The sequence below is a fragment of the Candidatus Electronema sp. JC genome, assembly GCF_048287365.2.
In the GTDB taxonomy this organism is placed as follows: domain Bacteria; phylum Desulfobacterota; class Desulfobulbia; order Desulfobulbales; family Desulfobulbaceae; genus Electronema.
The window spans coordinates 1-25708 of the sequence record NZ_JBLWEM020000040.1; the positions used below are offsets into that span (position 1 = coordinate 1).

The window sequence follows — 25708 nt, forward strand, 5'->3', positions numbered from 1 at the left end:
CGCGACTTTGATCCGCATGAGTTTGTTGACGCGCTGTTCAGCCGTGATGACGCGGACAGCGAACCGCAATCAGTCTGATCCGCCAGCCTCCTGATGGGAAACCGGCAATCCAGTACGCCCGGCTGCGGCGGCTGCCTCCTGATCACCGTCCTTATTCTGCTGGCCATTGGCGGTTGGCAGGCAGTGGGGAATTTTGTGACATGGCTCTTCTATCTTGCCGTCGCTGTTCCGCTGGTTGGAGCCGCCGCCTTCTTCGGCTTCGTCTATTCCATGCGCAAGCGGGCCGCCGCCTATGAACGCTCGCAGACTGCCAGCCACAACCGTTTCGTCCATCTTTTAGTCAATATTCTCGTCTGCATCGCCAAGGAGGACGGACGCTTCACCCAGTCTGAGCTGCGGACGATGCTCGACTTCTTCCAGAACTCGCTCCGCTACAATCAGGAGCAGATGTACTGGGTCAAGCAGCTGATCAAAGAAGCTAAAGACCGCAGCCAGGACTTGGAGCAGCTGCTGACTGAATTCCGCAGCAGCTTCGCCTACGAGCCGCGCTTGATCCTGCTGGAGTTGATCTATCAGATTATCTACACTACCAAACCGGTGCTGGAGCAGGAGCTGGAACTTGCCCGCCGCATCGCCGCCTTCCTTCAGATCAGTGCCTATGAACGGCAGACCATTGAGAACAAGTACCGTCACGGCCACCATGCCAGTGGCGCAAGTCCGGCGACACCGGCCAGCCAGGAGCTGCGGTACCGCACGGTCTTAGGCGTGGAAGAGAACGCCGACTTTGCCGCAATCAAAAAAGCCTACCGCCAGCTTTCCATGCAGTATCATCCTGACAAAGTCGCCCATCTCGGCGCGGAGTTCAAGCGCGTGGCCGAGGAGAAGATGAAGGAGATCAACGCGGCCTACGACTATTTCCGCAAGAAGTTTGAACGGGCGTAGAACAGTCACTACGTCGTTTGACATGCAGTCGCGCACGTGCTACTGTGTGGATGAATGTGTAAACAAGTTGATTATCATCCCAAGGAGCATCGTATGGCCACCAATCTTGCAATTGACATGGAACTGCTTGAAGAAGCTCGTGAACTCGGTCAGCTTCGCACCAAAAAAGAAACGGTCAACTTGGCCTTGAGAGAATTTGTGAACCGGCGCAGGCAGCGTGAAATCACGAAACTCTTTAGGACAATGGAGCCTGACGCTTGGTATGATTATAAAAAGGCGCGGTTCCGGTGAACGTTATTGTTGATACGGTGATCTGGTCTTTGGCTTTGCGGCGGAGCGACCCAGACGAACGTGTCTGTCACGAGCTGACCCAGCTTATTGAGGAGCAACGAGTTCTGCTGCTGGGGCCGGTGCGGCAGGAAATTCTTTCCGGGTATTCGGAAGAAAGCAAATTTGAGCTGCTGCGGAACCATCTGAGCTGCTTTGCTGATGAACCGATCCTTGATGAGGATTACATCAGGGCGGCCCAATATCACAACCTGTGCCGCCGCAAAGGAATTCAAGGGTCGCACATTGATTTTCTGATCTGCTCCTGCTCATTCCGTCTTCAGGCGGCAATTTACACCCGTGATCAAGATTTCCAGCAGTACAGCAAAGTCCTTCCCATTCTTCTACATCAAGAAGACAGACGATAATTTCCTGTGATGGCAATCGAAAGTGATGCGCTTTTCTCTTCTGACTTCTGAAAGAATCACTAAAATGTTTCGCAGCAGCATGTGGGATTACCAATTCCAGTTCCTAATGAGTCAGACAGGTACGTGTAAAATACTATTCAAACTTCTTGATGAAGACTTTACACCTGAAGTCTTCTTAGTCGGAATTTTAACAAAGGAAAGAAATGACAGGTCTCCGGCCTGCGTATATCCAGAAGATGATTTCTGTATACACTCCAGTGCGTTCAATATGGTTTTGAAAACGGCAGAAGAAATTCTGCAAGGATACCCAGAAAGACAATTGAGGAGAAATCATCCATTAGAGAGAGAAAGACAAGATGATGATGAACTTTGGCGTAGATCGGTTAGAGACGCAATCCGGCAGGTGATTGAAAATAATTCTAATAAGCTGCAAGATATGGTGTACTTTGTTGCTTATCCTGCAACAGTAGAAGGTTACTTGGTTTCTGTCGTTATAGGTCTTCAGCAAGACATCCTAAAAAAATACTCAGACCTTACACTGGACTCCGTGCCATTACACGAATTTCTGAGCATACCAGTTGCAAAATCCTTAACAGATGCAGTAGTGGAATCGTACCTTAATAAGGTTTACGGAGAGTTGCAATTATCAGAACCAGGTTATGAAAAAAGTAAACTGAATGCAGAAGAAATTCTTCGTGATGGTGCAAATCGGTTTATGATGGGCTTGGCGTTTAGAGTGGATCAAGGTGCTGAAAGACGGTATAGTTTTCTGAGTTCCTGCACAAACATAGCTCGAACATACTATGAAGGGACAGAAGGGGCTGGCACCATAGTTCTCGCTCGCAAAGACCATCCTTCCCTTGAACAAGTGATTCAATTCCAAACACCCTCTAAACTCTGGGAAACCAAAGCGTCAAGAAAATTGTTACAACTCGCCTCGCAAGATTTTGCTTTACATACTAACTCCGAGGACTTGTTCGGACTCGTTAAAAAAAAGAAATTTGACGATCAACAAGAAGAGTTATTCACTATTAACGTTTTAGGCCATCACCACTGGACAGTCTCTCATAATGAACAGATTCTCATGGGAGTACGATACGGACAACCATATCTTCCTAAACCACCATTTGATGAAAATAAACTCGGAAAAGATATTTCTGTAATATTTAAAGAAGATATCACTCAAGAAAGTATTGATCTCATTGTCACGTTGGTTCGCGAAGCTGAACGTGAGCGTCATGGCACTATGCTTGTTATAAGTTCTATAGCGAAAGAAGAAGCCGAACGTCTCTCTAAAGGGGGAACTCGCATTTCACCTAAAACGCTTACAGCAGACCTGCTTCGCAATCTCACCTCAATAGACGGCGCAGTTCTATTAAACCCCGAAGGTACCTGCTATGCACTTGGTGTAATTCTCGACGGAATAGCCACCAAGTACGAAAGTTCTGCGAGAGGGGCCAGATATAATTCTGCCATTCGATATATTCACAGTAGCAAGTACCCAGCGTTAGCTGTGGTTGTATCAGAAGATGGGGGTGTAGATTTTATCTCTAATTTAAATTTTGATGAACATCAATAACCTTTTTGAAGACGGCCAGCCAGGAGTAGCGGCACCGCGCCGTTCTCGGCTCGGAGTTCAAGCGTGTGGCCGAGGAGAAGATGAAGGAGATCAACGCGGCGTATGATTATTTCCGCAAGAAGTTTGAGCGGCAGCAGGGCTGATCACAACAAAGGAGGCCGTCATGAACCGCCGCACCTTTCTCCGTCAGAGCGGCAGGCTCGGAGCCGCCGCTCTGGCTGCGGCCGCTTTTCCCAAGCTCGCCAAAGCGAAGTCCAAACCCACTGTCAATGTGGTGGGCACGCATGTCACCCTGCTGGAGCCGATCCGGCAGCGGGCCGAGCAGGATTTGGGCATCAATCTTGAGTTTCATCCCGGCGGCGACGCGGAAGTGCTGCTCAAAGCCGCCACGGATCCAACAGCTTTTGATCTCTACGAGCAGTGGTCGAACAGCATCAAGGTGCTCTGGCAGGCCAAGACCATTCAGCCCATCGACACCCGTCGGCTGACCTGCTGGTCTGAGATCGGCAGCCTGAGCAAGACCGGCCTTATCTCGGAAAAAGCCCGGCGCGGTCTCGGCGACGCGCCGGACAAGATCCTCTTTGTCCAGCCGGACGGACGGCTCGGCGGCAGCGAGACAGAGGATATCAGTTTCCTGCCCTATGTCCATAACGTGGACTCCTTCGGCTACAACTCCGCCGTGGTGCCGAAGGGCATTCCTTATGAGACCGAAAGCTGGGGCTGGCTCTTGGACGAACGCTGGCGCGGCAAGGTGGCCATTGTCAATTCGCCGGAAATCGGCGTGTTCGATCTCGCCCTGGCGGTGCGGGCCAAAGGGCTGATGGACTTCCGCGACATGGGCGGCATGAGCCGCGAAGAGGTGGATCAGCTCTTTGCAATTCTGATTGATTTCAAACGGCGGGGGCAGTTCCGGGGCGTGTGGACTTCAGTGCCGCATTCGGTGGAGCTGATGGCCTCCGGCGAGGTGGCGATTCAGAGCATGTTCTCGCCCGGTGTCAGCGCGCTCAACGGCATGGGCATCCCCTGCATCTACGCCGCGCCGAAAGAGGGCTACCGCGCCTGGCACGGAGTGATGTGCCTATCCCGCGCCTGCGTCGGCGAGCGGCAGGAGGCGGCCTACGCCTTCATGAACTGGTGGCTGTCAGGCTGGCCAGGGGCCTTCATCGCCCGGCAGGGCTATTACATCTCCAACCCGCAGCGCTCCAGGCCCTTCATGTCGCAGGCTGAGTGGGATTACTGGTACGAAGGCAAGCCCGCCGCCGAGGCGCTGCCGGGCACGGACGGCAAGATTGCCGTGCAGCCTGGCGAGGTGCGCACCGGCGGCTCCTACGTCAAGCGCTTTGAGAACATCGCGGTCTGGAACACGGTCATGGACACCTATGAGTACATCCTGACCAAGTGGAATGAATTTGTGCTGGCATAGGAGGCCGGAACGGTGACGGATTTTCTCCTGCGGACGGTCGTCCTGAAGAAGCGCATCGCCTTGGGCTACATCGTCACCGGTCTGGTGGCCTTCATGATCGCCCTGCTCTCGTACAGCGCCTTCAACCGGCTGGCGGCGGATTTCCGGCAGATCGTCCTTTTCAGCCGTCATTCCGCCGACAACATGGCCTTCACCCGCCAGATGAGCGAGATGCAGCGGCAGGCCCTGATCTACATCTACGAAGGGCACAGCTCGGCAGGCGCGCAGGTCGGCGAGATTTACAAACAGATGATGGACAGCATCGTCCGCAACCGCGAGCTGGACCGGATCGGAGCCGAAGCGGTGGTCGGGCTGGCCCGCAGGCATCTGGAGTTTTACTACGAGGCATTTCAGGAAGTGCGGCGGCAGCGGCAGCTGCAAGAGCGCCTTGTCAAAAGCGAATTCCGAGTCCATGCCACCAGGGCGCAGCAGCTGATCGAGGACGCGGTGCGGGACATTGGCGGCCGAGACCAAGGATCCACGCTCATTTCCGCGCTGATGCTCAACTCGCTTCTGCAAATTGAGAAAAACGCCTACCGCTATTTTGACTCGCTTGACGCCGCGTTTATTGATTCAGCGACATCAAGCATTCAGTCAACCCGCACGATGCTCTCCTCTTTGAGCCGCCGGCCTGAGTCTTCCAGCGGCAAAACAGCTGAGATCGCCGCCGTGCTCGACCGCTACGAGAGCACTTTTCTTGAGGCGGTGCAGCGCACCAGAGGCTATCTGTATTTGGTCAATGTGGTGATGGCCGCGCAGGCCTATGAGACCATTTACCAGTCGAACAAGCTCTCGGCCATGATGATCAGGGAAACCGAGCGGATTCAGGATGAAGCGTTCCGGCACATCGGCTCGCGGATGCGGCTCCTGCTGATCTCCATCGGCCTGCTGCTGCTCTTCATCGGCCTCTTCTCCTATCTCATCAGCCGGAGCATCACTCTGCCGCTCAAGCGGCTGACCGAGACCTTCAAGCTGCTCTCCTCCGGCTCGGCTGATGCCGAAATTCCGCCCTGCCAGCTCCAGGACGAGCTGGGCGAACTCACCGGTGCGGCGGCGAGCTTCAAGAAGAAAAACATTGAGCTGCGGGCGAGCAAGAAGGAGCTGGAGCGCTCCAATGACGAGCTGGAGCAGTTTGTCTACACGGTCTCGCACGATCTCAAGTCGCCGATTGTCACCAGCATGGGCTTCATCGGCATCATCCGCAAGCTGGCGGCGCAGGGCAAGGCTGAGCAGGCTGTCGGGATGCTGGAGAAAGTGGTCAAGGCCAATGAGCGGATGAGCCAGCTGATCAACGACCTGCTCGAACTGAGCCGGGTCGGACGGATTGACATGGACAAGAAGCTGATAAACCTCAATGCGCTGCTGGCGGATTTCGCCCGCACGCAGGCCGAGCGGCTGAAAGCGGCCCAGTTCACCCTGAGCATCGGGCCGGAGATGCCGTCAGTGCAGGCCAACGAGAGCCGCACGCTCCAAGTTTTCGAGAACATTCTTTCCAACGCCCTCAAATATGTGCGCAACGAGAACGAGGGCGGCCGTTTGGAGATCAGCGCCGAAGAGGACGGGCGTTGGCACCATATTTACTGTGCCGACAACGGACCGGGCATTCCGGCGGAGTACCGGGAAAAAATTTTCGGCCTTTTCTACCGGCTGGATGTCAACATCGAAGGCACCGGCATCGGCTTGGCCGTGGCCAAAAAAATTATGAAATTTCACGGCGGCGACATCCAAGCGGAGGAGCGGTCCGGCGGCGGTGCGGTTTTTCATCTGACCTTCCCGAAAACAGAGCTGGACAGCGCCGCTTTGCGGAATCCGGAAACGCTGCATGATGAAAACGGATAATTTCATGCGGGGCTGACAAACCGATCAAGCCCTTGCTTCGTATTATTTTTTGTTTTCAGTCCTGCCTGCTGAGACATAATAAGCGGGAGCTGCTCCCGCCCATTTCTCTTTTTATATGGAGGAAACCATGAAAGCCGCAGTTTTTTCCGCTGTGTTTTTGCTGCTCGGCCTTTTTTCCTCGCTGGCAGCCGCTGAGGAAACGTATCAGCTTAAAGATTTGGAGCAGGAGGCGCAGAAGTTCGCCGCCGGATACGCCCGCTCCAGCGTCAGTCCGCCCAGATCTGACGAAGCAGCCGTTCTTCTGCAAGCCGCTGCAATTCTGACAGCTGCGGACGACTGCTCCGCCGCTGTGGGGCTGCATAAGCAGGCGGCGTGGCGGGCAAGTCATCTGTCGGCAGATTTCTGGGCTTCGCTGGCCAAAACGGAGAGCTGCGCAGGCAACTGGACAGCGGCCAGCCAGAGCGGCTGGCTGGCCTGCCTGGCCGCAGAAAATGATTCTGCCGTGCGGAAGGAGGCCCTCGCCCTGACCGGCAAAGCCTTGGAAAACCGCACCACAAGCTACAGCAACTGGACTCCGGCGGCGATCAGCGTCTATGAGCTGCTGGCCAAGCTCGGCGACAGCGAAGATGCCGCCCGTCTGCGCAAAAAACAGGAGGACGCTCAGACTGCCGAGAACAAAAAGCAGGCTGAGGCGCTGGCCCGGCAGCGTGCGGCGGAAAAGGCGGCTCATGAGGCGAAGCTGGCTGAACTGCGGCGGAAGCAGTCGGAAGAGAAGGTGCTGAAAATTCAGCGCGCCGAGGCGGACACCGACAGCAGCCGGCCCAAGCTCTGCCTCAGCTTCAATGAGGATCTGCCCAGCCCGGACGCGTTCCACTACGGGGATTATATTCAGGTCGAGCCTCCTGTTTCGGCGGATTTCTCCGTTGATGAGCGCAGGCTGTGCATCGGCGGGGCGGAGTATGGCTTGACCTACACCGTGACAGTCCGCAGCGGCATGAAGATCAAGGAACGGACGCTGTCGGAAACGGCCAGCCGGACTATTGAAACGGAACACCGCGAGCCTTCCCTCTGGTTCAATCAGAGCGATTACGTCCTTGCCGACCGCAGCAGCCGGGGCATCGGCCTGAACACCATCAACGTGGACAAGGTGCGGTTCCAGCTCTTCCGCGTTCATGAGCGCAACATCCTCGGCAGCTTTGTGCAGGAAAATTTCCGCAAGAAGCTGAGCGGCTATGATCTTGACAGCATCAAAGACAGCGTCGGCGAGCAGGTCTGGCAGGGCAGCGCGGAGATCACGCCGGAGCAGGACAAGGTGATGACCAGCGCGGTTGTTCTGCCGCAGGAGGTGCTGGCGGTCGCGCCCGGTCTCTACGTGCTGGTTGCCGAGCGGATCAAGCCGGATCAGCGCGCCGGTTCGGAGGATGAAGAGGATGACTATGAATCCCGCTGGGAAGGCCGGGCCAGCCAGTGGGTGGTGGTTTCCGACATCGGCCTCAGCACCTATCAGGGCAGCGACGGATTGACTGTGGCCGCCCGCAGCTTGGACACCGCCCTGCCCATCGCCGGGCTGGAGATAGGCCTGTATGCCCGCAACAACAGCCCCTTGGCCACGCTGACCACTGACGCGCAGGGTTTGGTCCGCTTTGCTCCCGGCCTGCTGCAAGGCAAGGGCGGGCAGGCCGCGTTCCACCTCATGTCAGCGGACAGCAAGCACGGCTTCACCTTCCTCCAGCTGGAGCAGGCGCCGTTCGACCTCAGCGACCGGGGCGTGAGCGGCAGAACCGCGCCCGGCCCGCTTGATGCCTATCTCTACACCGAGCGCGGCATTTACCGGCCCGGCGAGACCGTGCATCTGGCGGCCATAGTCCGCGACCGGCTGGCGCGGCCCGCCGCTGTTCCGCCCATGACCCTGCAAATCAGCGGCCCGGACGGCAAGGTGCTGATTGAACGGCAGCTCAAGCCGGACGCTGCGGGCGGCTACGCGGACAGCATCAGCTTGGCGAATTCGGCCCGCTCCGGCAATTGGACTGCGGCCTTGTATGCCGATGTCGAAGACAAACCGGTCGGACAGACCGTCTTTCAGGTGAAATCCTTCAAGCCGCCGCGTTTGGAGCTGCGCTTGGAGCCGAAGGGCGAGCTGGACGAGCAGAACAAGGCGGCAGTGGCGGTGCAGGCGGATTATTTCTACGGCTCGCCGGGATCGGATTTGTCAGTCAGGGCGAAGATGAGCTTGCAGCATGAGCCGCATCCTTTTGCCGACTATGCCCAGTTCTATTTCGGCAAGGACAAGGTCGAGCCGGGGCTGGCCGAGATTGAGCTGAATGAGATCAAAACCGATGCGAACGGCCACGGCCTGCTGCCGCTGCTTCTTGAAGGGCAGCAGAATGCCACGCTCCAGCCGCTCAAGGCGGTGGTCAGCGTGGATGTGCTCGACATTGACGGCAGGGCGGTCAACGCGGCAGCCAGCCTGCCAGTGCGGCATCTGAAAGAATATCTCGGTGTGAAGCCCGGCTTTGCTGATCTGCGCATTCCTGAGTCGAGCGAGGCCAAGTTTGAGATCATCGCCTTGGACAGCAAAGGCCAGCCGCAGGAAAAAGGCCAAGCCGAATGGCAGCTGGTGCGCGAGGAGATTGATTATCAATGGTTCCGCAAAGACGGCGACTGGGCCTACGAGCGGATTGTCCGCGACAAGGAGGAGCAGCGCGGCGAGCTGGCTTGGGACAAGGCCGGGCCGCAGCCGCTGGCCATGCCGACAGGCTGGGGCCAGTACCGCTTGGAGCTGCTGAACAAGGACAAAGTGCTGCTCACCACGCTGCGCTTCACCGCAGGCGAGCAGCTTGTCGGCGAGAGCGAAACCCCGGATTCGGTCAAGGTGGTGCTCGATCGCTCCGGCTACAAGGTCGGCGAGACCGCCAAGCTGACCGTGACCGCGCCGTACCAAGGCCAAGCCAGCTTGGTGCTGGCCAACACCGCCGTGAACGGGGTGCGCAATTTTGCCCTCAGCGGCAAAGAGCAGACCATTGACATCCCGGTGGAAGACGGCTGGGGCGCGGGTGTCTATGCCTTGGTCACGGTCTATCGTCCCGGCAAGGAAGCGAAAAAAGGCGCAGACCGTGCGGTCGGTTTAGTTTGGCTGCCGGTGGATCCGGCGGACAAACGGCTGGAAGTGGCGGTCAACGCCCCGGAGCAGACCCGTCCCCGACAGGTGCTGCAAGTGCCGGTTGCGGTCAAAGGCGCGGAGGCGGGCAGCGAAATCCGCCTGACCTTGGCCGCAGTGGATGAAGGCGTGCTTCAGCTGACCAACTTCGTCTCGCCTGACCCTATTGCTTGGTTCTTCGCCAAACCACAGCTTGGCCTCGACCTGCGCGACATGTACGGCCAGCTCATCATTCCGCCGGAGAGCAAGCCGCTCGTGCTGCGCGAAGGTGCGGGCGAGGACGGCCTGCGTGGTGCACCGCAGTCGAACGTGAAGGTGGTCTCTCTCTTCTCCGGCGTGATCAAGGCTGGGCCGGACGGCATCGCCACCGTGCCCTTGGACATTCCCGATTTCAACGGCAGGCTGCGGCTGATGGCGGTCGCTTGGTCAAAAGAGAAAAGCGGCGCGGCGAGCAAAGCCATGCAGGTCAACGATCCAGTGGTGGTTTCGCCCTCGCTGCCGCGCTATCTGGCCGACGGCGACCGCTCCAGCATCCAGCTGCTGATTGAGAACATTGACGGCCCAGCTGGCGAGTATCAGGCCGCATGGACAGCGGAAGGCGCGGTGCGGCTGGAGCAGGACAGCTCCGCCGCCGTCGAGCTGCTGCCCAAGAAGCGGCAGAGCCTCAGCTTTCCGGTAACAGCTTCCGGCATCGGCAATGGCAAGCTGCATCTGAGCATGACCGGGCCGGAAGGCTACAGCTATAAAGGTGCATTTGACCTTAATGTGCGGGGCAAATATCTGCCTGCGCTGACCCGGACGTACAGCAAGCTCGATCCCGGCGCGGCGATCACTCTGAGCAAAGATAGCCTTAGCGGGCTTTATCCGGCAACCGCCAAGGTCGCCCTCAGCGTGTCGTCAAGGCCCAACGTGGATGTGGCCGGGCTGCTCGGCGAGCTGGACCGCTACCCGCACGGCTGCTTGGAGCAGCTCACCAGCCGCGCCCTGCCGCTGCTCTACGCCAACGAGCTGGCCGCCCGCTTCGAGTATCCGGCGGACAGGAAGCTGCAAGGCCGGGTGCAGGGTGCGATCGAGCTGATTCTGCAAAAGCAGCGCGGCGAAGGCAGCTTCGGCCTTTGGTCGGATGAGAGCAGCGAGGAGCCGTGGCTTTCGGCCTACGCGATGGATTTTCTGGGCCGGGCCAAAGCGAAAGGCTTTGACGTGCCGGATTATTTCTACAAAAAAGGACTGAGCTGGCTGACAGACGAGGTCAGGCGCGGCAGCGGCAGCCACAGGCGCATTGAAGCCTTGGCTTATGCCCACTGGGTGCTGGCAAAAGCTGGTCAAGCCCGGCACGAGGAGGCCCGTTATCTGTTCGACACCAAATTCGACAGCATCGGCTCGCCGCTGGCCCAAGCCCAGCTGGCCGGAACACTGGCCCTGCTCGGCGATCACGAGCGGGCGATCAACGGACTGAAGACCGCCTTGCGGGCGGCGGACACCGAGGCCGCCTCGTGGTGGAGCTACGGCTCGCGGCTGCGCGACTTGGCCTCTGTTATCAGCATTATCGGCGAGACCGGCCTGAAGGAGCTTGATCCGGCTCCGGCGTGGCAGGAGCTGACCAGCCAGATGAGCAAGAGGCGGTACTTGTCCACCCAGGAGCAGGCCGCGCTGATCATGGCCGCCCTGACCTTGGACAAGGGTCAGCCGCTCAATCTGGAGGTGACTGGAATCGATCTGCCCAAACCGCAGCCGCCGAAGCCGGAGGAGACCGGCAGTGCCTCGCTGCTGGGCCGCTTCTTCTCATCCCTCAGCAGCAAGCCGGAGGAAGAGAAAAAACCGGAGCCGGAGAAGAAATCCTTTATCTCCTTCAGCCGCAGCGGCGAGTCCCTGCTGACGAATCCGGTCACGCTGCGCAACAACGGCCAAGCCGCTGTCTGGCTGGTGACGACCGTGCAGGGCGCGCCGATCAGCGAGCCTGCGCCGGTGCAGAACGGCTTCACTGTCCGGCGGACGTGGTTCAACACTTCCGGCGAGCCGCTGACTTTGGACAAAGTGCCGCAGAGCGAGCTGGCTGTGGTGAAGGTCGAAGGCGAGGCGGATGCCGGACTGGACGCGCAGTCCCTGTTGATTGACCTGCTGCCTGCGGGCTTTGAAATTGAAAAAGCCATTGTCAGCGGCACGGACAGCGCAGCGTCCTTCAACTGGCTGCCGGAACTCAGCGCGGCGGAATACACCGACGCACGGGACGACCGCTTCATCGCCGCCTTCAGCACCCAGTCGCTGCCGAAAATGGAGGGCAACAGCAGGCTGCGGCCCTTCCGCTTCGCTTATTTAGTGCGGGCGGTCACGCCGGGCAGCTACGCCCTGCCGCCCGCCGAGGTGGAGGCCATGTACCGGCCTAAATACCGGGCGCGGAACATGGCAGGCGCGGTGACAGTGGTGCGGGAGCAGTAGGCCGCGCGTCCGCTTCTTGCAAGGGCTGGCCGCTGCAAAGCTGCCAGCCCTTCTTTTCATCGCCGGGGCAATTAATTGTTGAACTGAAGGCGGCGATGCAGGTATATCAAAGACGGCCTCCGCGCGCGGGCCGTTCCGGCTGCCGGGGCAGTCCGAGATTTCTCTCACCTTTGCAAGATGACGCTATGATTCTGAAAAACGACAAGCTGCTCCGCAGCCGCTGCTTTGTCGGCGGCGGCTGGGTGGATTCAGCAGCAGGAAGAACCATTGAGGTGCGCAATCCGGCCACGGGCGAGCTGATCGGCGCAGTCCCGTCCTTGGGCCGCAAGGAGACCAAACAGGCCATCGCCGCCGCCGAGGCCGCCTGGCCGGGCTGGCGGGACCGCACCGCTCATGAGCGCAGCCGCATCATCCGCCGCTGGCACGAGCTGATCGTCGCCAATCAGCACGATCTGGCGGCAATCATGACTGCGGAGCAAGGCAAGCCGTTGTCTGAGGCCTTGGGCGAGGTGCTGTACGGGGCCAGCTTTGTCGAGTGGTTTGCCGAAGAGGCGAAGCGGGTCTATGGCGACACCATCCCCATGGCCCAGCCGGGCAAGCGGATCATCGTCCTCAAGCAGCCGGTCGGAGTTTGCGCGGCGATCACGCCGTGGAACTTCCCCTCCTCGATGATCACCCGCAAGGCTGCCCCGGCCTTGGCCGCAGGCTGCACAGTGGTGGTCAAGCCCGCTGTCCAGACCCCGTTTTCCGCCCTCGCTTTGGCCGCGCTGGCCGAGGAGGCCGGTTTTCCGCCCGGCGTGTTCAACGTCCTCACCGGCCCGGCGCAGGAAATCGGCGGCGAGCTGTGCGCCAATCCGGCGGTGCGCAAACTGAGCTTCACCGGCTCGACCGAGGTGGGCAAGGTGCTGATGCGGCAGTGCGCGGACACGGTGAAAAAGCTCTCGCTGGAGCTGGGCGGCCACGCGCCGTTTATCGTTTTTGACGATGCCGACCTTAATGAGGCGGTGGCCGGGGCTATCGCCTCGAAATACCGCAATTCCGGCCAGACCTGCGTCTGCGCCAACCGCTTCATCATCCAGCGCGGCATTTATCAGAAATTCGCCGAGCGGCTGATCAGCGCGGTGCGCGAGCAGCTTAGGGTCGGCAGCGGCTTTGACGCGGACGTGACCCAAGGCCCGCTGATTGACCTCAATGCGATTGGCCGGATGGAGCAGCAGGTCAAGGACGCGCTCGACAAAGGGGCGCGGCTCGGCTGCGGCGGAAAACGGGTTGAAAGGGCAGGCTTTTTCTTTGAGCCAACCGTGCTGCTGGACGTGACCCCGGCCATGCGCATTGCGCAGGAGGAAACCTTCGGCCCCATCGCGCCGCTCTTCTCCTTTGCCACGGAAGAAGAGGCGGTCGCGCTGGCCAACGACACGCCCTACGGCCTCGCCTCCTATTTTTACAGCCGCGACATAGGCCGCTGCTGGCGGATGGCGGAGCAGCTCGAATACGGCATGGTCGGCATCAACACCGGCATCATGTCCACGGAGTCCGCGCCCTTTGGCGGGATCAAGGAGTCCGGCATGGGCCGCGAAGGCTCGAAGTACGGCATTGAGGAGTATTTGGAGCTAAAATACCTCTGTCTGGCCGGAATCGAGCGGTGAGCCGCTTGGACGAAAAACTGACTGCTTTTGACCGCCAGCACATCTGGCATCCCTACACCTCGATGACCGCACCGCTGCCGGTTTATGAGGCGGAGTCGGCCAGCGGCGTGCGCATCCGACTGAGGGACGGGCGCGAGCTGATTGACGGCATGTCCTCGTGGTGGGCGGCGATTCATGGCTACAGCCATCCTGCGCTCATCGCCGCTGTCCGCGCTCAGGCGGAGAAAATGGCCCATGTCATGTTCGGCGGCCTGACCCACGAGCCTGCGGTGGAATTGTGCCGCCTCCTGCTGGAGCTGGCTCCCGCCGGGCTGGACAAGATTTTTCTCTGTGACTCCGGCTCAGTGGCGGTGGAGGTGGCGATGAAAATGGCCCTCCAGTTCCAGCAGGCGCGGGGTCTGGCGGAGAAATGCCGTTTTCTCACGGTGCGCGGCGGCTACCACGGCGACACCTTTCACGCCATGTCGGTCTGCGATCCGGTCACGGGAATGCACAGTCTCTTCAGCCGCGTCCTGCCGCAGCAGTTTTTCGCCCCCCGTCCGCAGTGCCGCTTCGGCGCGGACTGGCAGCCAGAGGATATCGCCGAGCTGGCCGCGCTCTTGGCTCAGCATCAGCATGAAATCGCGGCGGTGATCATCGAGCCGATAGTCCAGGGCGCAGGCGGGATGTGGTTCTATCATCCCCAGTATCTGCGCGAGCTGCGCCAGCTCTGCGGCCAGTTTGATGTCCTGCTGATTTTTGACGAAATCGCCACCGGCTTTGGCCGCACCGGCAAAATGTTTGCCGCCGAACACGCCGGAGTCAGCCCGGACATCCTTTGTCTTGGCAAGGCGTTGACGGGCGGGGTGATGACCTTGGCTGCCACGCTCTGCACAGACCGCGTCGCCCGCGCCATTTCCGAAGGCAGGCCGGGCCTTTTCATGCACGGCCCGACCTTTATGGGCAATCCCTTGGCTTGCGCCGCTGCCGCCGCTTCGATTCAACTGCTGCGGCAGGGCGGCTGGCAGACGCAGGTGCGGGCGATTGAGCGGCAGCTGCGCGAGGAGCTGGAGCCTGCCCGACGCTTGGCCAGTGTCGCTGACGTGCGGACGCTGGGAGCGATTGGGGTGATCGAAATGCGGCAGCCGGTGAACATGGCCGCCTTGCAGGAGTTTTTTGTGACCCAAGGAGTCTGGATCCGCCCTTTCGGCAGGCTGATTTATCTGATGCCGCCCTACATCATCGCCGAGGCCGATCTGACCAGGCTCTGCGCCGCCGCTGTCCGGGCCGCGCAGCGTTGAACACCAACTTTTTTCGGCACGACGCGAACATGGCAGACGCAGGGATCCGGCGCTTCACCCGGGTGAATTTCAATCACAATGTGGAGCTGAATTTCAGCGGCAGAATTTACGACGCGCAAAAAATCTGCAATCTCAGCCTCGGCGGCTTCTGCGTCAGGGGGCAGTTTGACCAGCAGATCGGCGACATCTGCGCTGTCGAGCTGCGGGAGGCTGCCGGAAAGCCGCTCAATTTTCATGCGGAAGGCAAGGTGGTCTGGATCGGCGGGAACAGCATGGCCGTGGAGTTCACCGCCATGGATCATGACAGTTTCCTCTGCCTCCAGACCGCCCTGCTCTATCAGGCTGACGATCCGCTGCTGCTTGGCACGGAATTTGGCCGCGATGATGTGGCCTACGATCTGCTGGACAGACAATAACACCTGTTTCTTGCAGGAGACTGTCAGAATTCACTCTGCACGGAAATTCCATGAACACAACAGTCCAGCGCGTCACCCGGCGCATCATCGAGCGCAGCAAAGCCAGCCGGGAAAGCTACTTGGCGCGGACAGCGGCGGCCAAGGGCAGCAGCCCTTTCCGCAAGAAGCTGCCGTGCAGCAACTTCGCTCACGACCTCGCGGGCTGCCCTGCCTGCCGCCCTGCCTTGCTGAACGACAAGGTGCCGAACATCGCTGTCATCTCCGCCTACAACGACGTAGTCTCCGCGCATCAGCCGCTGGGCCGCTATCCTGAGCTGATCAAAGAGGCGGTGGCTGAAGCGGGCGGCACGGCCCAGTTTGCGGGCGGCGTTCCTGCGATGTGCGACGGCATCACCCAAGGCGAGCCGGGCATGGATTTGAGCCTGATGAGCCGGGACGTGATCGCCCTTGCCACGGTGATTGCCCTGTCACACAACGTCTTTGACGGCGCGCTGCTGCTCGGCGTTTGTGACAAGATCGTGCCCGGCCTGCTCATGGGCGGGCTGCAATACGGCCACCTGCCGATGATCTTGGTGCCTGCCGGGCCGATGACTTCCGGCATCAGCAACCGCGAGAAGAATCAGGTGCGCGAACGCTTTGCCAAGGGCGAGGCCACGCACGAAGAGCTGCTGGCCTCGGAGCTGCAAGCCTACCACAGCCCCGGCACCTGCACCTTTTACGGCACGGCCAATTCCAACCAGCTGATGGCTGAAATGCTTGGTCTGCATCTGCCGGGCGCGTCTTTTGTCAACGCCGAGACTCCGCTGCGCGATGCCCTGACTCAAGCCGCCGCCCGCCGCGTCGCCGCGCTCACGCATCTGGGCAAGGAATATACGCCGCTGGCCGAGGTGATCAGCGAAAAGGCGGTGGTTAATGCGATGGTCGGTTTGCTGGCAACAGGCGGCTCGACGAATGAGACCATGCACCTCGTGGCCATCGCCAAAGCCGCAGGCATCAGCATTAACTGGGATGATTTCGCCGAGCTGTCTGCCGCTGTGCCGCTCTTGGTGCGCATTTACCCCAACGGCTCTGGCGACATCAACTCCTTCCAGCAGGCAGGCGGCATGGCGTTGCTCATTCGCGAGCTGCTGACGGGCGGCTTCCTGCACGAAGACGTGCAGACTGTGGCCGGGCCGGGCTTCAGCCAGTATATGGAAGAGCCTGTGCTTACGGGAGAAAAAGCGGTCTGGCAGAAAGGGCCGGAGCAGAGCCGCGACCCGGCCATCATTGCCACGTTAGATACGCCTTTTGCCCAAGTGAGCGGCATCAAGGTGCTGTCTGGCAATCTGGGCCGGGCGATCATGAAGATATCCGCTTTGGCGGACGGCGAGAACGCCTGCGTCGAGGCCCCGGCGATGGTCTTTCACAGCCAGCAGGAGCTGGAGCAGGCGTTCAAGGACGGGCGGATGAACCGCGACTTGGTGGCCGTGCTGCGCTTCCAAGGGCCGCGAGCCAATGGAATGCCGGAGCTGCACAAACTGATCACCTTCCTGTCCATCCTCATGGATCAGGGGCGCAAGGTCGGCTTGGTCACGGACGGGCGGCTGTCGGGCGCGTCCGGCAAGGTGCCTTTCGCTATCCACTGCACCCCGGAGGCTTTGGCAGGCGGGCTGATAGCAAAAGTGCAGAACGGCGACCTCATCCGCATGGATGCGCGGAGCAATCTGCTTGAGCTGAAAGTCAGTCAAGAGATATTGGCAGAACGGCAGCCAGCTCCGCCGCCGCCAGAGTCCGCCGCGCCGGGACATGGAATCTTTGCCGCCCTGCGGAGGGGATTGTCCGGGGCTGAGGAGGGGGCGAGTGCGGTGCTATAAGAAGGCACCCTTCGACTTCGCTCAGGATGCCTTCGCTGCCCTGAGTGCGGCAGAAACAACGTGTCGCTCTTATTTGAAGGCTTCAGCAAAGAACTCGTCTTTCTTTAAACTCTCCTGCCAGCTTCTATGTCTCTCAACAGATTCCTTTCTCTTCGTTTTCGGGAGGGCAAGAAAACGAAGGGCCTCCACCTCGCCGAGCTTCTCGATGAGTATTTCAGCAGCTTTTCTTATAAGCTCTTCTTCAGCCAGAAAGACAGCAGCTTTCATTGCAGTTCCTCCTTTAGAACAAATTCAATCGGGTTATAAACAGACACCCGCACATCTTCCTTGCGACTTTTTTTGATCAGCTTGTCATCACAGGTGATGAAGACATCGGCTGTCACTTCAGCATACGCTAAATGAGCGGAATCAGCCAGCCCGAATCCTGAGCTGTGCAGCTGCTCGGCCCGCTTTGCTGCCTGTGCTTTATCAACTGCAACGTCTGACTGAAATCTTGCCAGCAGGGTCAACAGCTCAATCCGTTCAGCAAAGTTTGATATTGCCGATACTTCCAGAGTATGCACGCGGGACGCAACAGCCTGATATGTTCCGTCCCGGATCTTGCTCAAAATCAGATGAACCGCGTCTGTTTCCAGCCGAACACGCATCAGCCGCTGATCATCATAAGGCCGACAGATGGCGCAGACATCAAGGTATAACTTCATGCTTCTTCAGATGCTGACAATGGTGAGGCATTGCTCATCACGCAACCGTATCTACACCGCCACATCCAGCACATCCACCAGCCTGCCCTGATAGCTGTTGCGGATCATCTCCCAGAGTGCGGCGTAATTGTTCACATTGATTTCCAAGCTGCTCACGGCGGAGCCGATGAAACCCGGCAGAGTGTATTCTCCGTTCTGCGTCACTGGAATTTCCGCGCCGCTGGCGCCGTCATCCTTCATGTCGGTGAGCGAGAAAAGCAGCCGCTCTTCGACCAAGTCCTGAATCACCTGAATGCGCAGGCGTTCGTTGGCCGAGACCGAGCCGCCGCTGACCACGACATGCGGCGCGGCTGCGCTGCCGGTGAGGATGCCGGTCTCAGGCGGATGCGGGTGCCCCAGATTGGGAACGGCCAGCGGGCTGCGCAGCCTGCGCTGATAGGTGCCGGTGCGCGGGGTGCCGTGTTCGGTGTACTGGGTGGTCAGGATGATGGTGTATTCGTTGTTCCACGGGTGGGGCTGAGCCGGGATGTCGGGCGCAAGCAGGATCTCGGAGTTGGAGACCGTGCCGAAGGTGCTCTGCTTGGTCTCGCCGCCCGCCGTGCCCCGGATCACGCAGCTGCAATCCGGGTCGTCCTCGTCAAAGTACAGATTGCTGCCGGTCAGACGCAGCAGACCAGCCGGGTTGAGCACGTCAGGCAGCTTGAGCTTGGTGTCTTCAGCCGAGTTGATGTGCGGGAGCTTCTCGTTCATGGGCAGGCGTTCCAGCTTGGCTTCCGCCCGCAGTCTGCGCATGAAATCACGGGTGCCCCTGATGCTCGCCTGGAGCATGTCCTCATCATCAGGCAGGGGCGCGTCAGGGCTGGCCAAACGCCCTTGGGCGGAGATTCCGAAGATAAAGGCATTGGGCAGGGTGACTTGATCGCCGTTGATCATCCTCCCCTGAACCCAGTCCATGATCAGCGGGGCAAGCGAGCGCACCAGATCGGCGTTGTAAACAGGATGCGCGGCGGAGATGTCAGCGGCCATTTCCTCGTAGCCCGCGATGTTTCGGGGAATGATCTGAATGCGGCAGGAAACAGGTTTGGTGAGCGCGTTGACTGCTGGTCGCCATTGCAGAGTGGCCATGATTATTCTCCTGTGAAAAAGGCGGGATAAGCGAGGTGGGACGCTGCTGATTTTGGCAAAATACAGCGGTGCGACATGCCTGTCAAGGAAAATATGACGCAGCCGTGCTGAAGAATGCAGAAAGACGGACTGCGGGCGTGCTTATGGTGATTGCACTCCCGTGCGACTGCAAGTTGCACGAGAGTGCGACGGCAGATACTTCTCTCGATCAACGATGAATTGCACGGGAGTGCAATGGTGGATACTTCTTCAGTGCGATGGCGGATTGCACGGGAGTGCTTTTAGTGATGCTGCGGGAGTGAAAAATGCCTCGCCTGATTGCAGGGGCGAAAAATCTTTCGCCCCTGCAAGCGCGTCAAATCAGCCGCACCGCGCCCTTGTCCGCCGAGGCGGCGAACTGCGCGTAAACTTTCAGCGCCTTGGGCACCTTGCGCTGCCGCTGCGGCGTGAAGGCCGCAGCGCCCCGCAGCTCCTCCTCTTTACGGCGGCGGGCCAGCTCCTCCGCGCTGATTTGCAGATTGATGCTGCGCTCCGGGATGTTGATGTCGATCAGGTCGCCCTCGCGCACCAAGGCGATCGCGCCGCCGCCAGCCGCCTCAGGCGAGACATGGCCGATGGACAGCCCGGCGGTGCCGCCGGAGAAGCGCCCGTCCGTGACCAAGGCGCAGAGCTTGCCGAGCTGCTTGGACTTCAAATAGGAAGTGGGATAGAGCATCTCCTGCATTCCCGGCCCGCCTTTCGGCCCTTCATAGAGGATGAAGACCACGTCGCCTGCTGCGACCTGTCCGCCGAGTATGCCCTCGCAGGCCGCCTCCTGCGAGTGGAAAACCTTGGCCTTGCCCTGGAAATGCAGAATGGACGGGTCAACTCCGGCGGTTTTGACAATGCAGCCTTTTTCGGCAATGTTGCCGTACAGCACCGCAAGGCCGCCGTCCTGCGAATAGCAATGGGCCGCGCTGCGGATGCAGCCCTTCTCGCGGTCATTGTCCAAGGTCTCGTACACGCTGTTCTGCGAGCCAAGCTCCAAGTTGCGGCCCGCTCCGGCAGGCGCGCTGGCGTAGAGCTGGAAGGCTTCCGGGGCCGCGCTGCGGCGCATGATGTCGAAGCGGTCAAGGGCTTCAGCCAAGGTCAGGCCGTCGGCCCGCCGCACAGAGGTGTCCAGCAGGCCCATGCGGTCCAATTCGCCCATGATGCCGAGGATGCCGCCGGCGCGGTTCACGTCCTCGACATGATAGTGCGAGGAGGGCGAGACCTTGCAGAGGTTTGGCGCCTTGCGGGAGAGCGCGTCAATGTCCTGCATGGTGAAGTCAACGCCCGCCTCGTGGGCGACGGCGAGGATGTGCAGCACGGTGTTGGTCGAGCCGCCCATGGCGATGTCCAAGGCCATCGCGTTGCAGAAGGCCGCCTTGGCAGCAATCGAGCGCGGCAGGACGGAAGCGTCGCCGCGTCCGTACCACGCCTCGCACATCTCGACAATCCGCCGCGCCGCTTTCTCGAACAAGGCCAGACGATTGACGTGGGTGGCCACCACCGTGCCGTTGCCGGGCAGAGCCAAGCCGAGCGCCTCGTTGAGGCAGTTCATCGAATTGGCAGTGAACATGCCGGAGCAGGAGCCGCAGGTCGGGCAGGCGCAGCGTTCCACCTCCGCCACTTCCTCGTCGGAAACCGTGCTGTCTCCGGCCATGACCATCGCGTCGATCAGGTCAAAGCCGCGCTCCTTGCCTTTGATTCTTCCTGCCTCCATCGGCCCGCCGGAGACGAAAATCGCCGGGATGTTCAGCCGCATGGCCGCCATCATCATGCCCGGCGTGATTTTGTCGCAATTGCTGATGCAGATCATGCCGTCAACCTTGTGGGCGTTGCACATGTATTCGACTGAATCCGCAATCAGCTCGCGCGAGGGCAGCGAGTAGAGCATTCCGTCGTGGCCCATGGCGATGCCGTCGTCAATGGCGATGGTGTTGAACTCAGCCGCAAAGCAGCCCTGCTCCTCGATCATCGCCTTGACCTGCTGGCCGATCTCATGCAGATGGACGTGGCCAGGCACAAACTGGGTGAAGGAGTTGACCACGGCGATGACCGGTTTGCCGAGCTGCTCCTCAGTCATGCCGTTGGCCCGCCAGAGGGCGCGCGCTCCGGCCATTCTCCGGCCCTGGGTGGTCTCGCTGCTGCGAAGGGGGATGGACATGATTGTTTCTCCTTATATGCTGCGGGCTGCGTTGCCCATTGTTTTCCGCACACTGTACACCGCGCCAAGGCTGGCGGGAACATAATTTTCCTGACTGTGGACTTTGCTGCGGAAAATATGGTATCTTGTCCCGCAGCTGAATTGCTGCTTCAGACAAAAAACAACGTCGGCATCCTCTGTGCCGCTCCCTTTTCAGCCTCAGATGACCGCGCCGCTCACCCTCGGCTATTCGCCCTGCCCCAACGACACCTTCATCTTCTGCGGCCTGACGCAGGGAAACATCCCGCTCCGTCATCTCCGCTTTGCCCAGCCAGCACTTGAAGACGTGGAGACGCTCAACAGCTGGGCCATGCAAGGCCGTCTTGATGTGACCAAACTCTCCGTCCACGCTCTTGGCCATGCGCTCGATCGCTACACCCTGCTGGACTCCGGCGCGGCCTTGGGCAGGGGCTGCGGGCCGCTGCTGGTTACAGCGCGGGCTGGCAGCGGGCCAGCCTCCTCATGGACGGTCGCCATTCCCGGCCAATTGACCACCGCCGCCCTGCTGCTCCGTCTTTTTCTCGGCCAGCCCTGCCGCGCCATCGTCATGCGTTTTGACCGGATCATGGATGCCGTGCTGGCAGGCGAGGCAGACGCGGGCTTGGTCATTCATGAAAGCCGCTTCACCTATCAGGCGCGGGGGCTGCGCTGCGTGCAGGATTTGGGCGCATGGTGGGAGGAGGAGACCGGCCTGCCGATCCCGCTGGGCTGCATAGCCGCCCGCCGCAGCCTGATGCCTGAGCTGACGGCGGAGATAGAACAAGCGATCGCTGCCAGCATCCGCTGGGCGCAGGCGCATCCGGCAGACTGCCTCGGCTATATCCGCCAGCACGCCCAAGAGCTGGACGAGGCGGTGACTGCCGCGCACATCGGCCTGTATGTGAATAACTTTTCTTTGAGCTTGGGCGAGGAAGGCAGGGCGGCGGTGCGGGAGCTGCTGCGCCGGGGGCAGGAGGCTGGACTGTTTTCGCCCTCGGCCTGGCTCACTTCTTAAACAGCCCGACTACAAAGAGCAGGATTGAAGCCCGGCCACAGAGGTGACTATTATTGCAACACTAAATTGACGGGTAAAGGCAGGGCAAACGCATGACTTTCAGAATGAATTTATAAGGTTAAACAGTAAAAAATAAAACACGAACAATTTCAATTAGTTACAATTTCAAGCCATGTGTTTTTTATATTAAATAAAATCAAGATATTGCAACTTTAACCCTGTAATCATTTGAAATTTTATAGTTTGCATGCAAGATACACGAAAAATGTTATCTGTTTGATATTATTTCAAATATAAAAGTCATGCGTTTGCCCTGCGGGTAAAGGTGCTTCAGTAGACCTCTTGCATAAGTCCTGTTAGACTTTCTTGAACGGCGTTCTGCTGTTTTTGTGAATTTTTGCAATTCCCTGATATCCGGCATCGGCAAGAATAAGGACATGCGGCGGCAAAGGCGGCGATGACCTGCTGGCGGAATTCTTCGCGCAGGTCAACGAGATGCAGCGGAATGCCGAGCTGATCAGCCACCGCCTGCGCTTTGGCGGCATGTTCTCCGCTCTCCGGCAGCAGGAGCATGAAAAAACCCTGCACAGCAAAGCCCTGCTCCAGCAGCAGAGCGGCGGCGGTTGTGGAGTCAACCCCGCCGCTTAGGGCGATGCCGATGAGACGAGCGGAGGGAATCATTTGTGAAGTATGTGCAGACAGTAAAAAACGATGATGATGGCACTTGTTTTTTTGTCGCGCTCGAACTTGACGTTAGATTTTTTTTGCTACTGCCTCATGTTTTTTGATGAAGTGGTTCAGTATGAGCCAGTGATTACGAACCTGCCCTCTAATTTTACTGTTCTTCATATTGAAATGCGCCATGTTTGCATACGTCAGATAGTTTCCCCATTCATGTCGGTAGGACTTTTTCCACTTTTTTTCATCCTCATTAAAATCCCACTGCATCTTTCTTCTTGCACCAAGATAAGAAAATTTTTTAAACAGTCTTCGTCTAAATATTTCTCCACGTCCATCTTCGTAATTTGAAAATTTCGCGTAGAAAGATCCGCGCTTAACTGAATTTTTCATTCTTCTGTAAAAACTCGACAAGCTTGACGATTTCAAGTACGTGAAACTACCGTTAAACTCAAAACCTAAATAGGTAAATCTTCTTCCTATATTTAGGTTACCATTTGGGAGAATTTTGCCGCAGACGTAACCCTGTGGTGAACACTGAAATTTATATGAATTTGTCTTGCTTGCCTGAATTTCCAGATCGTATTCTTTTATCGTGGTCAGCACCAAGTTGCAGAGTCTTTCCCCTGAACTTTCAGGTGTTACTACAACAATATCATCAGAGTATCGCCGGTAGAGACCGCCGCACTCTTTAACTGCCTCTGCTATTTTCGAGTCAAAGTCCATAAGGTATAAGTTAGCAAGGATGGAACTTATTGGGGAACCCTGGGGAATTCCTTTCTCGCGCTTCGACTTCGATAGCGTTCCGTCAGTATTTTTGATGAATTTATTTGCTTTTATAATTCCAGCAGGTCGAATTTTCGACCTTAACTCTTTTGTCGTGCAGAATGCGACGATCTCTTGGTTTCTTAGATTTTCAATATCTTTAACCGCAACTCGTTCAATCGCACCAGACTTTCCATATTTAATCAAATCATTTTTGGTCACATTAAATAACGACTTGATATCTATGAACGAAAACTTGGTAATAGCTTTGAAAATATTATAATGGTCTGGAGGTAGTCGTTCAAGCCGCAGAAGGCTGGCCCAAGCGTATTTCAGTCGTAAGTGATTCAGATTGTCGAAGAAGCTCTTTATGTCAAATGTTATGGCCACGAGGACTGGTGTTTTTTGCCGCCGAATGAACGAGAATACTTCTTCTGCGAAATCAACATTGTTCATTCCGCGCCGTTTTGTCGGATGTGGAATGTTTCGGTAGGCCGTTACAAAGTCCGAGAGATTTCGACGAACCAGTTCCTCTTCATAGATTTTTCCAATCTTGGTCGTGTAATAACTGAAGACGTTTGAGTCTATATGGTTGGCATAGAATATCTCACGAATTTTTTCACTTTTCTTGCGCAGTCCTTCATTGGTTATCTCGTCAGTAAACTCGTCGTACTCTTTCCTGAATTTCCGAGTTAGCATTGTCCGATGGATAAAAGGAAAGAAGGCGTGCTTGGCGACATTTGCAGGGTTGCTTACATACTTCTCGACCCAAAGACGATCCGATTCAACCAGCGGAAGTCCAATGTGAGGATACTTTTTGATCCTGAACCAGTCATTTATTCGTTTCATAAAAATTGGGGCATGAAAGCAGAAGCATATCAGGGAGCTTGCCATAGTAAGTAGTACATGCTACTTCGACACTATAACTGTAGTGCCACCCCCTTCACGCTGGGATACAAATCACTGTGCTATTATTATGTACCACTACGCTCGCGATGACGCAGGCAAGGAGAGAAGATAACATGGACACAGCATCGTTGATCGAGTTTGTCGGGATAGTAACCAATCTTTGGCTGAATAATCCTTGCGCTACTCAAATAAACGATCCCTGACCCCTACAGGCCAGGCGACGGTTAAGAAACGTACTACTTGGCTCTGCTTTCACACCCCAGACACAACAATACTTCATTTTCTCTATTGAGTAAACAAAATTTTCACGAAATTATCTGCTCGCTTCGTTCACCGCTGCCTTTATGCTGCTTGGAATAACCGTAACTAACTGCATAACGATATAATGTTGTCGGGTCAATATCAATAATTCCGTTACAGAATTCGAGGCAACCCCATTCGGAATCAATTCGTGCTGAATTTAGATCACTCTCTGAAATGTATCTTCCAACAAGAGGATGAATGTCAACGGTAAACATTTCTCCATTTGCAAAAAACAACAAAAAATTGAATCCATAATTTTTAAAACTTTCCAGCTTCATTGTTACTCTAACGGCTTAATTGGATGGAAATTTTGAGTCTCCCACATCTCTATAAGTTCCTGCTGATGAATCTCTGCCCATTCTCGAACAAGCTGACGGCACCGTTTAGGCAAGCTGCCTTCTATGATGTTCATATTCTCAAGCTCCATCACTGCAACATATTCGCCATATTTTATGTGGATATGCCGTGGCGGATGCTCGTTGTCAATCAAGAACATCCGAATGATAATTCCGTGAAATCGGCAAATTTCTGGCATTCTTCGTGGCTGTAAATTGTAAACGGGCAAACCCTCAGCAGCTTGGCTGCACCACTCCCAGAGACTAAAACCGAACGCCGTTCTTGTCAACAGGGAAGATGCGGCAGCTCTCCCGCCGCCGCAGACCGGCAGAAAACGGCTTTTATTTTTTGACAATCCCGTC

The 25708-nt window shown here is 57.6% G+C and carries 20 protein-coding genes; 12 read left to right on the forward strand and 8 right to left on the reverse strand.

Features of this window, described 5'->3' with window-relative positions:
• Positions 1–93: 93 nt before the first annotated feature.
• The 11 genes from ACNKH3_RS06430 (at position 94) to edd (ending at position 17305) form a co-directional block, all read left to right on the forward strand.
• The gene (locus tag ACNKH3_RS06430; protein ID WP_420208661.1) at positions 94–942 is read left to right on the forward strand and encodes a DnaJ domain-containing protein; all 849 of its coding nucleotides are present in this window, start codon (positions 94–96) and stop codon (positions 940–942) included.
• A 93-nt stretch (positions 943–1035) separates the two neighbouring features.
• Complete coding sequence (locus ACNKH3_RS06435) at positions 1036–1233, forward strand: type II toxin-antitoxin system VapB family antitoxin (RefSeq protein WP_420208662.1); 198 nt, start codon at positions 1036–1038, stop codon at positions 1231–1233.
• Positions 1230–1637: a type II toxin-antitoxin system VapC family toxin gene (gene vapC / locus ACNKH3_RS06440; protein WP_420208663.1), complete on the forward strand. Its 408-nt coding sequence runs from the start codon at positions 1230–1232 to the stop codon at positions 1635–1637. Before ACNKH3_RS06435 ends, vapC begins: the two co-directional genes overlap by 4 nt.
• A 79-nt stretch (positions 1638–1716) precedes the next feature.
• The gene (locus ACNKH3_RS06445) at positions 1717–3216 is read left to right on the forward strand and encodes a DNA integrity scanning protein DisA nucleotide-binding domain protein (RefSeq protein ID WP_420208664.1); all 1500 of its coding nucleotides are present in this window, start codon (positions 1717–1719) and stop codon (positions 3214–3216) included.
• 163 nt (positions 3217–3379) lie between these two features.
• Positions 3380–4639 carry an ABC transporter substrate-binding protein gene (locus tag ACNKH3_RS06450; RefSeq protein ID WP_420208665.1) on the forward strand — a complete coding sequence of 420 codons (1260 nt, stop codon included), beginning with the start codon at positions 3380–3382 and terminating at the stop codon, positions 4637–4639.
• Between the two features lie 12 nt (positions 4640–4651).
• Entirely contained in the window at positions 4652–6517 is a 1866-nt protein-coding gene (locus ACNKH3_RS06455) for a sensor histidine kinase (protein WP_417916063.1), read from the forward strand.
• Between the two features lie 127 nt (positions 6518–6644).
• Positions 6645–12110: an alpha-2-macroglobulin family protein gene (locus ACNKH3_RS06460; RefSeq protein WP_420208666.1), complete on the forward strand. Its 5466-nt coding sequence runs from the start codon at positions 6645–6647 to the stop codon at positions 12108–12110.
• Between the two features lie 185 nt (positions 12111–12295).
• Positions 12296–13756, forward strand: coding sequence for an NAD-dependent succinate-semialdehyde dehydrogenase (locus ACNKH3_RS06465; RefSeq protein WP_417917127.1), 1461 nt, complete (start codon positions 12296–12298; stop codon positions 13754–13756).
• A 5-nt stretch (positions 13757–13761) separates the two neighbouring features.
• Positions 13762–15036, forward strand: a complete 1275-nt coding sequence (gene bioA, locus ACNKH3_RS06470; RefSeq protein WP_417917129.1) for an adenosylmethionine--8-amino-7-oxononanoate transaminase — start codon at positions 13762–13764, stop codon at positions 15034–15036.
• Positions 15037–15065: 29 nt separating this feature from the next.
• Positions 15066–15452 (forward strand): PilZ domain-containing protein, encoded by a 387-nt coding sequence (locus tag ACNKH3_RS06475; RefSeq protein WP_420208667.1) that lies wholly within the window; start codon positions 15066–15068, stop codon positions 15450–15452.
• 50 nt (positions 15453–15502) lie between these two features.
• The gene (gene edd, locus ACNKH3_RS06480) at positions 15503–17305 is read left to right on the forward strand and encodes a phosphogluconate dehydratase (RefSeq protein WP_417916497.1); all 1803 of its coding nucleotides are present in this window, start codon (positions 15503–15505) and stop codon (positions 17303–17305) included.
• A 69-nt stretch (positions 17306–17374) separates the two neighbouring features.
• On the opposite strand, the gene ACNKH3_RS06485 is transcribed toward edd, so the two are convergent.
• From ACNKH3_RS06485 to ilvD, 4 genes are all read right to left on the reverse strand, one after another.
• Entirely contained in the window at positions 17375–17572 is a 198-nt protein-coding gene (locus ACNKH3_RS06485; protein WP_417916496.1) for a hypothetical protein, read from the reverse strand.
• Positions 17569–17952 (reverse strand): hypothetical protein, encoded by a 384-nt coding sequence (locus ACNKH3_RS06490; RefSeq protein WP_420208668.1) that lies wholly within the window; start codon positions 17950–17952, stop codon positions 17569–17571. Before ACNKH3_RS06490 ends, ACNKH3_RS06485 begins: the two co-directional genes overlap by 4 nt.
• Before the next feature lie 108 nt (positions 17953–18060).
• Positions 18061–19134, reverse strand: coding sequence for a hypothetical protein (locus tag ACNKH3_RS06495; protein ID WP_417916494.1), 1074 nt, complete (start codon positions 19132–19134; stop codon positions 18061–18063).
• A gap of 355 nt (positions 19135–19489) precedes the next feature.
• Positions 19490–21322, reverse strand: a complete 1833-nt coding sequence (ilvD, locus tag ACNKH3_RS06500; protein WP_420208669.1) for a dihydroxy-acid dehydratase — start codon at positions 21320–21322, stop codon at positions 19490–19492.
• A gap of 202 nt (positions 21323–21524) precedes the next feature.
• Here ilvD and ACNKH3_RS06505 point away from each other — a divergent pair, with 202 nt between their 5' ends.
• Entirely contained in the window at positions 21525–22355 is an 831-nt protein-coding gene (locus tag ACNKH3_RS06505) for a 1,4-dihydroxy-6-naphthoate synthase (RefSeq protein WP_420208670.1), read from the forward strand.
• 330 nt (positions 22356–22685) lie between these two features.
• On the opposite strand, the gene ACNKH3_RS06510 is transcribed toward ACNKH3_RS06505, so the two are convergent.
• From ACNKH3_RS06510 to ACNKH3_RS06525, 4 genes are all read right to left on the reverse strand, one after another.
• Positions 22686–23036: an asparagine synthase-related protein gene (locus ACNKH3_RS06510; RefSeq protein ID WP_420208671.1), complete on the reverse strand. Its 351-nt coding sequence runs from the start codon at positions 23034–23036 to the stop codon at positions 22686–22688.
• Positions 23037–23108: 72 nt separating this feature from the next.
• A complete protein-coding gene (locus ACNKH3_RS06515) occupies positions 23109–24647 on the reverse strand; it encodes a reverse transcriptase domain-containing protein (protein WP_420208672.1) in 1539 nt (512 codons plus the stop codon).
• Positions 24648–25012: 365 nt separating this feature from the next.
• Entirely contained in the window at positions 25013–25288 is a 276-nt protein-coding gene (locus tag ACNKH3_RS06520) for a DUF2442 domain-containing protein (RefSeq protein ID WP_420208673.1), read from the reverse strand.
• A 2-nt stretch (positions 25289–25290) separates the two neighbouring features.
• On the reverse strand, positions 25291–25701 hold the full coding sequence (locus ACNKH3_RS06525) for a DUF4160 domain-containing protein (protein ID WP_420208674.1): 411 nt from the start codon (positions 25699–25701) through the stop codon (positions 25291–25293).
• Between the last annotated feature and the right edge of the window lie 7 nt (positions 25702–25708).